Genomic DNA, 11,999 nt, shown 5'->3' with positions numbered 1-11,999 from the left:
CATAGTTTTAACTTATGTCATGACGCCAGCGTCAGGCGGGTCTCAAGCTGTTCCAGCTGGGTCCGGGCCGCTTCATCCAGCCTGCTGTCGGTGACGATATCCGTCAGGGTGTTCAGGTGCGCCACATTAAACAGCGACCAGGCACCGTACTTAGAGCTGTCTGCCAGCAGCACCCGGCGTTTTGCATTGGCTATTAAATCCCGCTTCAGCGCGGCCTTCTCTTCCGTAGGCGACGTGATACCGCGGGTAATATCCCAGCCATTACAGCTGACGAACGCCACATCAGGCCAGACGTTCTGCAACAGCCGACGCCCGTGCTCACCAATACAGGACTGGCTCGAATCATCGATACGGCCGCCAATGATCGTCACTTCAATCTGTTTAAACTCAGAGAGAAACAGCGCAATGTGCAGATCGCTGGTGATGACGCGAAGCGGCAGATGCGTGAGCTGACGCGCGAGTTCAATCATTGTGGTACCGGCGTCCAGCACAATGGCATCCCCCGCTTTAACAAAGCTCGCGGCCGCGCTGGCGATGGCATGTTTTTCTGCCAGACTGCGCTGCATTTTTTCGGACGTGGTCGGCTGGGAAGGAATAAACCGGTTAAGGGTAACGCCACCGTGGGTTCGGCTGATGACGCCCTCCTGGTCAAGCTTAATCAGGTCGCGACGGATCGTCGCCGGCGAGGCATCGGTGATCGCCACCAGCTGATCCACCGTGACCAGGTTGTGCCCTTTGAGGTAATCCATTATCTGCTCTAACCGGTTATATCCCTTCATATTATTCCCGTGTAATTTGCATAGCCAACTGAATAGACACCGTCATGCTCTCCGACCTGGCTTTACCGGTCCATGCAATATCGAACGCGGTTCCGTGGTCTGCAGAGGTGCGGATAAACGGCAATCCGGCGGTGATATTCACCCCGTCGTAAAAGCCGAGCAATTTTAGCGGAATATGCCCCTGATCGTGATACATCGCAACGACCATGTCATACATTCCTTCGTGGCATTGCATAAATACCGTATCCGGCGGGCACGGTCCGGTGACGTTGACCCCCTGCGCCTTCATCGCCGCAACGGCCGGGCCAACAATCGTGATCTCTTCATCGCCAAACAGGCCATTTTCTCCCGCATGCGGGTTCACGCCCGCGACCGCAATACGAGGTGCGCTAAAGCCCACCCGTTTCAGGAAGGTATCCGCAATGCCGATGACGGTTTTTACCCGATCCTGATTGAGCGTATCAAGGAATTTACGCAGCGCAATATGGGTCGTGATATGAATGACCTTCAGCCGATCGGTGTACAGCACCATAGCGTAGTCTTTGCTGTGCGTCAGATGGGCCAGCAGCTCGGTATGCCCGGGGTAGTGATGTCCGGCCAGATGCAGCGCTTCTTTATTCAGTGGCGCCGTGGCAACCGCTTTTACGTCCCCCGCCATCGCCAGTTCCGTCGCGCGCTTCACGCAGCGATAGGCTAAATCCCCCGCCTGAGCCTGGACCACGCCGGGCTTCAGGGCATCAGGGTCGGCCAGCGGTTCGTCCAGCACGTTAATCACGTTGGGGGCGAAACGGGCTTCGCTGACCTGCCTGATGATGTGGATGTCAGCCTGCCCCACGATCCCATCATCCAGCACCCGCCTGAGCGTGCGGGCACAGCCCACCACGACAACCGGGGCTCCCGTTAATTCGCTCCCGGTGAGGGATTTGATAATGATCTCCGGGCCAATGCCCGCCGGGTCACCCATGGTTACAGCAATAATGTTAGTCACTCAGTCTCTCCTCGATAAAATGCAACACCTCAAGCAGCGTCTCTTCTTTTCCGAAGCCCCCTGCTTTGGTCATTACCGGCTGGTGCCAGGCACAACCCAGAAATTTGCCGTAAGGGACGCATCCTGCGACGCGCCCTGTAATTTCAAATCCTTGCGCATCAAGCGCGCTGGCGACGGCCATTGCCACATCGCCGCCTGAGACATACAACGCATCCGGCGGACATGCCGTCAGTGCCTCTCGGGTAATCTTCCCCAGGAAGGCGCAGATCGTTTCACCCAGTTCGGTCCGGGTCATTTGATACTGCGCGCAAAGCCGTTCAACCTGATGTCGCGCCTCATGGTCCGGGCAGGTATGAACGATGCAGTGACGGCCCGCCTTCAGGGCCTGCGTGATGCGCATGAGCGCGTTCGCCGTCTCCCCCTTCAGCACATCATTAACATCAATAAACACCGACGAAACCGCAGGCTCTGCAGCGGCCAGCGCAATCTGACGTTGAGCGATCTCACTCATTGATCCCACCACCGCCAGCAGTTGCTGACGCTTCACGGGGGCGAGATGGCGTGCCAGCGCATCACATAACCCGGCAGACCCGACCAGCAGCGGTGTCTGCGGGCAGGTCAGCGCGGCGGCAATAATGGCGTCCAGATCCTCGTCACACTGGGCATCGACGATGAGCCACTCCGTTCCCTGCGCCAGTTCGGCTGCCAGCGTGTTTACCGTTACGGATTGACAACTCACGTCGGTAAACAGGTCAGCAATCGTGGCAGACGGGACGGGCGTTTTCGGATCGCTGGCGAATTCGGTTTCATCCACCGGAATGCCGTTCACCAGACACCTGCCGTAGCGTGTGATCCGCCCTGCCGCGGGATACGCCGGCGCCACAATCACCTGCCGTTTGCCGCTTACTGCCTTAAGGACGCCTGTTTCTGCCCCTACATTGCCGCGCAGCGTGGAATCAATCTTTTTGATGAGCCAGCGCGCCTCCGCAATATCCGCCCCCAGTACGGCCACTTTTTCGGCCGCCTCTGCTGCCCTCAGCGCACGGGAATCGGTATTAATAACCAGTGCATCCACCGGCTGGGTAAAGGGGGTGTGGAATGCCACGCTGACCTTCTTACCGCTCAGCGCCAGGCTGACACCCGCATCGTTTGCACCGGTAAAGTCATCTGCAACGACGACGACGTCTCTGAACAGGTTGTTTTCTTTCATTCCCACTCCGGGCTCGTTTTTCCTGTTAATGATTATATTCAATCATGATTGATTATATGTGAGCAAGATCAAGTTAATCAGTTTGCGAATAAATTATAAATTTAGCCACACGATGACCATGAAGCGTCTTAATTGAGCGAATTTAATCATGGACACAAAGACAGGAGAAAAGCGTGGTTACCCTCAACAGCACCATTATTAGCGGCGCAAATGCGCTCGCCGCCATCAGGCCATTACTCACCGATAACGCGCAGCTCTTGCTGGTTACGGACGGCAACATTGCGCGTCTGGAGGCGGCAACACAGATCCGTTCAATTCTTGAAGAGGACAACCGCCGCGTCACGGTGATTGACACGGTGCCGCCTGAACCCTCCCACCACGATGTCAGCCAGTTGCTCGCGGGGTTAAACTGCGGATCGTTTGATGTCGTGGTCGGGATCGGCGGCGGCAGCGTACTGGATGTGGCGAAACTGCTCTCCGTGCTTTGTCACCCGCTGTCACCGGGGCTGGACAGCCTGCTGGCAGGGGTAAAACCGGTGGCACGTATCTCCTCACTTCTGATCCCCGCCACCGCCGGAACCGGGTCAGAAGCCACGCCGAACGCTATTCTGGCGATACCGGAGCAAAACACGAAGGTCGGTATTATCTCTCCGGTCCTGCTGCCCGATTACGTCGCCCTGCTGCCGGAACTGACCACCAGCATGCCCGCGCATATTGCCTCCTCCACCGGCATCGATGCCCTGTGCCATCTGATTGAGTGCTTCACCGCCACGGTCGCCAACCCGGTCAGCGATAACGCGGCGTTGACCGGGCTCGCTAAGCTGCTGAAGAACATTGAAACGGCCTGCGCTGAGCCGGGCAACCTGCTGGCAAAGCTGGAAATGCTGTGGGCCTCTTATTACGGCGGGGTCGCGATTGCGCATGCCGGCACACACCTGGTTCACGCCCTGTCTTATCCGCTTGGCGGGAAATATCACCTGCCGCACGGCGTGGCCAACGCCATTCTTCTGGCGCCCTGCATGAGGGTGGTTCGTCCCCACTGCGTGACAAAATTTGCGCAGGTGTGGGATCTCGTGCCAGGCGCGGACAGCAGCCTGTCCGATAACGAAAAATCTCACGCGCTGGTGGAGTACTTTGCCGCGCTGGTTCGTCGGCTCAACCTGCCGGACAACCTTGAGTCCCTGGGCGTGCCGCGCGAAGACATCGCTTCCCTGAGCGATGCCGCCCTGAACGTTAAACGGTTAATGAACAATGCCCCCTGTCAGGTGAATCACGACGAGGTACAGGCGATTTACCGGACACTGTTTCCTGAACATGCATAGTCAAGGAGTAAGAAATGCGTAACAACATTAAGGGCGTGCTGACGGCCATCGTCACCCCCTTTGACGCGGAAGGCGAACTCAACCTTCCCGGCTTAACGCGGCAGGTCGCCCGGCAGCTGGACGCCGGAAACGGCATTTTTTGCGGCGGAACCAACGGCGAGTTCTTTGTCCTGAACGAAGCGGAAAAAATCGCGGTCACCCGGACCTGTGTGGAAACCGTCGCCGGACGCGCGCCCGTCGTGGCGCATATTGGCGAAATCTCCACCCGCGACACCATCCGGCTGGGAAAACAGATCGCCGCGCTGGGTGTGGATGCGGTTTCCGTCATCACCCCTTACTTCGTGCCGCTGAAACAGTCTGAGCTCATCGCACACTACACCACCGTCGCTGACGCGCTAACCGTACCGGTCTTTCTGTACAACATTCCGGCGCGGACCGGCAACACCCTTGAGCCCGCCACGGTACGGGCGCTGGCCGAACATCCCAACATTTCAGGTATTAAAGACAGTGCCGGGAGCTATGAAAGCCTGCGCGGTTTCCTCAACGCGGTAAGCGACATTGACGGGTTCGACGTGCTGAACGGACCAGATTCACTGATCCATCAGGGCTTCGTCGAGGGATGTTCAGCCTGTATTTCCGGGCTGGCAAACGTGGCGCCAGCGGCGATCAACGCCATCTGGTCACGCTTTAACGCGGGTGATGTTGAAGGTTCCCGGCAGGCGCAGGAGCGCGTCACCCGGCTCCGCACCGAGCTGTACAGCGTGGCGTTTTCCCCTGCCGCCGTTAAAAAGGCCCTGCAAATCATGGGCGAGGATGTCGGAGAGAGTCGCTATGCCGTGGCGTTTAGCGAGCAGCAGTGCCAACAGATTCGCCAGATAGTGACAACGTCACTTAACTAAACGGCGTTGGTTTCGTCAATAAGAATACCGGGTACCTGAGGTGCCCAGGATTCACTCGCCCTGAAGAGAGGCAAAGATGAATAATTTTACCGCTGAAGATACCCTGATCATTGTGGGCATAGTCATTGCCTACATCCTGTTCACCACCTGGCTGACCTTCCGGATCCGCAGTAAAAACTCCGGGGACTTTATGGAAGGCTCCCGCGCGATGCCGGCGTTTATTGTCGGGATCCTGCTGATGTCTGAGTATATCGGCGCTAAATCCACCATCGGCACCGCGCAGGCGGCGTTCGAGGACGGGTTTGCTGCATCATGGTCCGTCATCGGGGCCGCAATTGGCTTCCCGCTTTTTGGCCTGTTGCTGGTAAAACGCATATACAACACCGGGAAAATCACCATCTCGGGTGCGATTGCTGAAAAGTACGGTAACAGCACCAAAAACATTATCTCCCTCATCATGATCTACGCCCTGCTGCTGGTGAATGTGGGGAATTACGTCAGCGGCGCAGCAGCCATTTCTACCGTACTGAAAGTCAATCTGCCCGTTGCCGCTTTCATTACGGCTATCGTCAGTACCTTCTATTTCGCCTTCGGCGGCATGAAAGGCGTGGCGTGGGTAACCGTGCTGCACAGTGCGCTGAAATACTTCGGCATTCTGGCCATCATGGGTTTTGCGTTATCCAAAACCGGCGGTTTCACGCCGATGATCGAAAACATGCCGGACTTCTACTGGACCTGGGATGGCAACATCGGCGCGTCGACCATTTTCGCGTGGCTTATCGGCACCATTGGCTCCATCTTCTGCACCCAGTTTGTGATCCAGGCCATCTCCTCCACTAAAGATGTTAAATCGGCCAAACGCTCCACCTGGGTCGCGTTCTTCTTCTGCCTGCCGATCGCGCTGGCCATTGCGGTGATTGGCGTGGCGGCAAAATACCTGCATCCGGAGATCGACAGCCTGTATGCGATGCCGATTTTCCTGCAGGATATGAACCCGTGGCTGGCCGGTCTGGTAACCACCTCTCTGGTGGCGTCCATCTTCGTCAGCGTCAGTACCGTGGCGCTCGCCATTGCCTCCCTGGTGGTCAAAGATTTTTACGTACCGATGCGCAACCCGACGCCCGAGCAGGAATTTAAGGCCACCCGCTGGATCTCCCTGCTGATTGGTTTCCTGCCGCTGATTTTTGTTCTGCTGGTGCCTGAAGTGCTGAAGCTGTCGTTCTTTACCCGTGCCATTCGTCTGTCGATTTCCGTCGTGGCGGTCATCGCATTCTACGCCCCGTTCTTCCGCAGTACCCGCGGAGCCAATGCTGGGCTGATCGGCGCCTGCGTCGTGACCTCTGTCTGGTATCTGCTGGGCGATCCGTTTGGCATTAACAATATGTACATCGCCCTGCTGACCCCTGCGGTCATCATGGTCATCGACCGTCTCATTCCGGGAAAGGCACAGGGTAAAGCGCCAACCCCCGTTGAAAACAATGGAGTCTGATATGTCTGTAACCGTAACCCGCGACGGGATTATTCGCCCACAACAGGATACGCGCGTGAAGGCGGCCATGCTGCCTTCCGCCTGCCCACAAAACCACGCGGCAAATCTGCTGCCGCTGCCGGATGGTTCGCTGATGTGCGTCTGGTTTGGCGGTACCCAGGAGGGTATTGCGGATATCTCTGTGTGGGGTTCGCGCCTGTCACCGGGAAGCCAGCAGTGGAGTGAGGCAGAAAAACTGTCGGATGATGCCACGCGCTCCGAACAGAACCCGGTTCTGTTCCTGGCACCCGATAACGTGCTGTGGCTGTTGTGGACCGCGCAAATGTCCGGCAACCAGGACACCGCTATTGTGCGCTATCGCCAGTCCCGGGATCTGGGTAAAACCTGGGGGGACATCGCGACCCTGCTCGATAAACCCGGCACCTTTATTCGTCAGCCGATTGTCGTGCTGGAGAACGGTAACTGGCTGCTGCCGGTGTTTTACTGCCGCACCCGGCCGGGTGAGAAATGGGTCGCTAACGATGACATCAGCGCGGTGAAAATCTCCGAAGACGGGGGCAAAACCTGGCGTGATGTCGAGGTGCCGGACAGCCTGGGCTGCGTCCATATGAATATCACCCCGCTGCGCAATGGCACCCTGGTTGCCCTGTTCCGCAGCCGCTGGGCGGATAACATTTATTACAGCCAGTCAACGGACAACGGCGAAAGCTGGTCCGTGCCGGAACCCACGGTATTACCTAACAACAACTCCTCTATCCAGGTGACAACGCTTGCCAGTGGCGAGCTGGCGCTGGTGTTTAACCTCATGAGCGCCGCCGGGGCGCAGGAGCGTCGCACCTCGCTGTACGATGAAATTGACGATGGCGATGGCCGTAAAGAGCCGGTTGTAACCCACGGTCGAACCGCCTTCTGGGGTGCCCCGCGTGCGCCGATGACCGTCGCCATTTCGCCGGACGGAGGCAAAAGCTGGCCGTGGCAACGGCATCTGGACGAGGGAGACGGCTACTGCATGACTAACAATTCTCTGGAGAAACTGAACCGTGAGTTTTCCTATCCGAGCATTAAACAGAGCCCGGATGGCAGCCTGCATATCGCCTACACCTACTTTCGTCAGGCCATAAAATACGTGCGGGTGACGCCCGAGTGGGTCAAGGAGTCAGCATGATTATCGGACATCTCGACGCCCTGCCGCTGGCAGGGTTACCGCCGGTGTTGTATGCCCTGTTGTCCCGCCCGGACTGCACGCTGCAGGCGCTTAGCGAACGCGATGACGGCCGCTGGCAGCCGGACAATGCCCCCTGGTTTTGCCAGATTGGTCCGGCGCAGACGCAGCCGCGCGCGGAGCGGCATACGGAGTACCATCACCAGTGGGCGGATATTCAGGTTGTGCTGGCGGGAGAAGAACTCATCTATGCCGGCGCGCGCCCTGTTGGCATGCCGGATGACGAAGAGCGTAAAGCGGACCTGTTCATTGCCAGCTCATCGGCACACAGCGTCGGGATCCGCCTTGGCGCGGGTGACTTTGCGGTCTTTTCTCCCGGAGAACCACACCAGGCGCTATGCGCCAGCGGCGCGCCGATGACCGTGCGCAAAGCGGTGTTTAAAGTTCCTCGTTCAATGCTGGAGGTCTGACATGCGTCACGCCGTCGTGACCGGAGCCAGCTCCGGAATTGGTGAGGCCATCGTTAAGCGTTTACTGGCGGAAGGCTGGCAGGTCACCGGACTCAGCCGCCGCGCCGTGATGCCGGATACCCCTGGCTTTACGGGGTTACGCGTGGATATCACCGACCCTGAGGCGCTGAACAGCGCCCTGCACACCATCGCGACACCGCAGGCGGTGATCCACGCCGCCGGGATCATGGCCGCCGCCCCACTGGGGCAACTGGAAAGCAGGGTTGGCGCGTCACTGTGGCAACTGCACGTCCAGGCCTGCGAAGCCCTGTTTAACCATTTCGCGCCCGCTATGGCCGCCGGTGGACGATTTGTGGCGATTGGCAGCAGAACCTCCCGCGGGGCGGCAGGTCGTTCACAGTATGTTGCCACCAAGGCGGCGATGACAGGGATGGTCAGAAGCTGGGCGGCGGAACTGGCCCCGCGTGGGATCACCGCGAACGTGGTCGCACCGGGCGCCACCCAAACGCCGATGCTTAGCGCACCGGGGCGAGAAAGTTCACCGCCTACCTGTCCGCCCATCGGCCGTCTTATCACGCCAGAAGAGGTCGCGGGACTGGTGAATTTCTTGCTCAGCGATGAAGCCGCCGCCATCACAGGCCAGGAGATGGTGATATGCGGCGGCGCCTCGCTCAGCTAGCGCAGGAAGATACGCCCTTTCAGATAGAGCGTCGCCTGGCCGCCAATCAGCACACGGTCGCCCTTCAGTTCGCAGCGCAGATCCCCGCCACGGTATGAAACCTGGCGGGCGTTCATCGACGTTTTGCCCAGCTTCTCGCTCCAGTACGGTATCAGCATGCTGTGCGTCGATCCGGTGACCGGATCTTCCGGTACCCCTTCGCCCGGGCAGAAGAAGCGGCTGACGAAGTCATACTCCTCTCCTGGTGCCGTCACGCAGACCATTTTCCCGAGCGGCGCCATCGCTCCAATATCCGGGGTTAAGGTCTCTACCTGTTGCTGGCTCTCCAGTACCACCATGTAATCCCGTCCGACGCGGACCTCTTTAGCCTGGTCTATCCCCAGCGCGCTGAACAGGCCCGGCGGGGGATTGTCGACCACCTCGGTCGACCACGCAGGGAAATTGAGCGTCAGCCAGTCGCCGCTGCGTTTCACCGTCAACTCACCCACGAAGCGCGTGGTGAAGGTGATTTCGGTATGCGGATAATCGAGGTATTCGAAAATCACGTGGGACGCTGCCAGCGTCGCGTGGCCGCAGAGGTTGATTTCATGCAGCGTGGTAAACCAGCGCAGCTCGAACCCGGTGTCGGTGCGTACGAAAAACGCCGTCTCAGACTGGTTATGCTGTTGCGCCATTTTGAGCAGCGTCTCATCCGAAAGCCACTCCTCCAGCGGGCATACCGCCGCTGCATTGCCGCCAAACGCCCTGTCGCTGAAGGCATCCACCAGATAAAAATCAATTTCCTGCATTGTCTTTTCCTCTGTTGTTATAGGTATCTAGCGCAGAAAAACTGTGCCTTTCAAATAGCATGACGCCTGTCCGCTCATCAGCACGCGCGAGCCTTTTAGCTCGCACCGCACGTCGCCGCCCCGCGCGGAAACCTGACGGGCAAACATCGTCGTTTTACCCAATTTTTCGCTCCAGTAAGGAATGAGCATGGTATGTGCAGAGCCGGTCACCGGATCTTCCCAGACGGCAACGCCGGGGGAAAAAAAGCGGCTGACGAAATCGTAATCCCCGTCGCCCCGCGCCGTAACGGCAACCTTATGTTCGCCAGGCGTCATGGCTGAAATTGTCGGTGCGAGTGCTTCAACCTGCTGGCGATCTTCCAGCACCACCACCCATGCACGGCCTTTGCGGGCTTCAACGTAGCGGCGGATACCGAGCGCCGCGAGCATCTCCGGCGGGGGCGTCTCTTCATGCGTGGGACATGCCGGGAAATCCAGCGTCAGCCACTCCCCCTCCCGGCTCACCGTCAGGCGGCCAGAGGCCGTTTCGAAGTGGATCCGCGAGTCAGGATAGTCCAGCTCATTGAACAAAACGTACGCCGCAGCAAGCGTGGCGTGACCGCAAAGATTAACTTCGGTCAGCGTGGTAAACCAGCGTAGCTCAATGCCCCCTTTCGTACAGACGAAAAATGCGGTTTCCGACTGATTATGCTGTTGCGCCATTTTCAGTAACGTTTCGTCCGGCAGCCACGCCTTGAGCGGGCAAACGGCAGCCGGATTTCCGCCAAATGACACATTGCTAAACGCATCGACCAGATAAAAATCAATCTCCTGCACTGTCTTACCGCCTGTTTTTGTTGGAGTGTTCTTTTATATTCAATGAAAACCCTGCCTCCGGCTACCGCTTTCATAAGGTAAATATTGAGATCTGCATCACATAATGGTTGAGTTTTCGCCGTGCAAGGCTTTAAGATCGTCTCCTCTTCTTTTGCAACGAATCTCCGACATCCCTATGACAACGAACACAGTTTCCCGCAGGGTTGCGTGGCTACGCGTGGTCACGCTGGCTATTGCCGCGTTTATTTTCAACACCACAGAATTTGTTCCGGTTGGGCTGTTGTCTGACATCGCAGAGAGTTTCCAGATGGAAACGGCGCAGGTGGGCATTATGTTGACCATTTACGCCTGGGTGGTGGCGTTGATGTCGCTGCCGTTTATGCTGCTGACCAGCCAGATGGAGCGGCGTAAGCTACTGATCGGGCTGTTTGCGTTGTTTATCGCCAGCCACGTGCTGTCGTTCCTGGCGTGGAATTTTACGGTGCTGGTGTTAAGCCGCGTCGGGATCGCCTTTGCTCACGCCGTTTTCTGGTCGATTACCGCGTCGCTGGCTATCCGACTGGCACCGGCGGGTAAACGCGCCCAGGCGCTGAGCCTGATTGCCACCGGGACCGCGCTGGCGATGGTGCTGGGCCTGCCGATTGGCCGTATCGTGGGGCAATACTTCGGCTGGCGTACCACGTTCTTCGCCATTGGCATGGGAGCGCTGGTTACCCTGGTGTGTCTGGTAAAACTGCTGCCGAAGCTGCCAAGCGAACATTCCGGCTCGCTGAAAAGCCTGCCGCTGTTGATGCGTCGCCCGGCGCTGCTGAGCATTTATCTGCTTACCGTTATTGTGGTCACCGCCCACTATACGGCTTACAGCTATATCGAGCCGTTCGTTCAGGTGGTGGCCGGCTTTAGCGGCAATTTTGCCACCCTTCTCCTGCTGCTCCTTGGCGGGGCGGGCATTATTGGCAGTATTCTTTTCGGCAAGCTTGGCAATCAGCACGCTTCAGCGCTGGTGAGCAGCGCCATCGGTTTGCTGCTGGCGTGTCTGCTGCTGCTGATGCCCGCGGCGGGCAGTGAAAGCCAGCTGGCGATCCTCAGCCTGTTCTGGGGTGTGGCGATCATGATTATCGGTCTCGGGATGCAGGTGAAAGTGCTGGCCCTCGCACCGGATGCCACAGACGTGGCGATGTCGCTGTTCTCGGGCATTTTTAACCTGGGCATTGGCGCGGGTGCGCTGGTGGGCAATCAGGTGATTCTGCACGTGTCCATGTCGGCGATTGGCTATCTGGGGGCCATTCCGGCACTGGTGGCGCTTATCTGGTCGGTGTTGATCTTCCGTAAATGGCCGGTGGCGCTGGAGGAACAGGGGCAGCACGGGTGACGTCTGTTTGTGCCGGGTGGCGGCT

Annotated in this window: 12 protein-coding genes; 7 read left to right on the top strand and 5 right to left on the bottom strand. The window is 58.3% G+C overall.

The window, feature by feature from the left end; genetic code table 11:
* Nucleotides 1-17: 17 nt before the first annotated feature.
* Genes AC2FAK_RS12180 through dtnK form a run of 3 tightly spaced genes read right to left on the bottom strand, consistent with a single transcriptional unit; the run spans nucleotide 18 to nucleotide 2,977 of the window.
* Entirely contained in the window at nucleotides 18-779 is a 762-nt protein-coding gene (locus AC2FAK_RS12180; RefSeq protein WP_029883777.1) for a DeoR/GlpR family DNA-binding transcription regulator, read from the bottom strand.
* Nucleotide 780: 1 nt separating this feature from the next.
* Nucleotides 781-1,767 (bottom strand): D-threonate 4-phosphate dehydrogenase, encoded by a 987-nt coding sequence (locus tag AC2FAK_RS12175; RefSeq protein ID WP_029883778.1) that lies wholly within the window; start codon nucleotides 1,765-1,767, stop codon nucleotides 781-783.
* Nucleotides 1,760-2,977, bottom strand: a complete 1,218-nt coding sequence (gene dtnK, locus AC2FAK_RS12170; RefSeq protein WP_095455202.1) for a D-threonate kinase — start codon at nucleotides 2,975-2,977, stop codon at nucleotides 1,760-1,762. Before dtnK ends, AC2FAK_RS12175 begins: the two co-directional genes overlap by 8 nt.
* Before the next feature lie 173 nt (nucleotides 2,978-3,150).
* Between dtnK and AC2FAK_RS12165 the strand changes: the two genes are divergently transcribed.
* From AC2FAK_RS12165 to AC2FAK_RS12140, 6 genes are all read left to right on the top strand, one after another.
* Nucleotides 3,151-4,299, top strand: a complete 1,149-nt coding sequence (locus AC2FAK_RS12165) for an iron-containing alcohol dehydrogenase (protein WP_095455201.1) — start codon at nucleotides 3,151-3,153, stop codon at nucleotides 4,297-4,299.
* A gap of 14 nt (nucleotides 4,300-4,313) precedes the next feature.
* Nucleotides 4,314-5,198 carry a dihydrodipicolinate synthase family protein gene (locus AC2FAK_RS12160; protein WP_095455200.1) on the top strand — a complete coding sequence of 295 codons (885 nt, stop codon included), beginning with the start codon at nucleotides 4,314-4,316 and terminating at the stop codon, nucleotides 5,196-5,198.
* 76 nt (nucleotides 5,199-5,274) lie between these two features.
* Nucleotides 5,275-6,687 carry a sodium:solute symporter family protein gene (locus AC2FAK_RS12155; RefSeq protein ID WP_013096620.1) on the top strand — a complete coding sequence of 471 codons (1,413 nt, stop codon included), beginning with the start codon at nucleotides 5,275-5,277 and terminating at the stop codon, nucleotides 6,685-6,687.
* A gap of 1 nt (nucleotide 6,688) precedes the next feature.
* Nucleotides 6,689-7,852 (top strand): sialidase family protein, encoded by a 1,164-nt coding sequence (locus AC2FAK_RS12150; protein WP_095455199.1) that lies wholly within the window; start codon nucleotides 6,689-6,691, stop codon nucleotides 7,850-7,852.
* Nucleotides 7,849-8,319, top strand: a complete 471-nt coding sequence (locus AC2FAK_RS12145; protein WP_045902952.1) for a NanQ anomerase/TabA/YiaL family protein — start codon at nucleotides 7,849-7,851, stop codon at nucleotides 8,317-8,319. The genes AC2FAK_RS12150 and AC2FAK_RS12145 overlap by 4 nt, the downstream gene beginning before the upstream one ends.
* A 1-nt stretch (nucleotide 8,320) precedes the next feature.
* Complete coding sequence (locus AC2FAK_RS12140; protein ID WP_095455198.1) at nucleotides 8,321-8,998, top strand: SDR family NAD(P)-dependent oxidoreductase; 678 nt, start codon at nucleotides 8,321-8,323, stop codon at nucleotides 8,996-8,998.
* On the opposite strand, the gene AC2FAK_RS12135 is transcribed toward AC2FAK_RS12140, so the two are convergent.
* Together AC2FAK_RS12135 and AC2FAK_RS12130 are read right to left on the bottom strand one after the other, a co-directional pair.
* Nucleotides 8,995-9,786, bottom strand: a complete 792-nt coding sequence (locus AC2FAK_RS12135; protein ID WP_095455197.1) for a PhzF family phenazine biosynthesis protein — start codon at nucleotides 9,784-9,786, stop codon at nucleotides 8,995-8,997. The two genes, AC2FAK_RS12140 and AC2FAK_RS12135, sit on opposite strands and share 4 nt — an antisense overlap.
* Before the next feature lie 27 nt (nucleotides 9,787-9,813).
* A complete protein-coding gene (locus AC2FAK_RS12130) occupies nucleotides 9,814-10,602 on the bottom strand; it encodes a PhzF family phenazine biosynthesis protein (RefSeq protein ID WP_020688617.1) in 789 nt (262 codons plus the stop codon).
* A gap of 175 nt (nucleotides 10,603-10,777) precedes the next feature.
* Between AC2FAK_RS12130 and AC2FAK_RS12125 the strand changes: the two genes are divergently transcribed.
* Entirely contained in the window at nucleotides 10,778-11,974 is a 1,197-nt protein-coding gene (locus AC2FAK_RS12125) for a sugar transporter (protein ID WP_029883786.1), read from the top strand.
* The last annotated feature ends 25 nt before the right edge of the window (nucleotides 11,975-11,999 follow it).

It is taken from the genome of Enterobacter cloacae complex sp. 394F7, from assembly GCF_057320385.1.
Note: the sequence above shows the minus strand (reverse complement) of the source record. Positions and strands in the feature narration are given on the sequence as shown.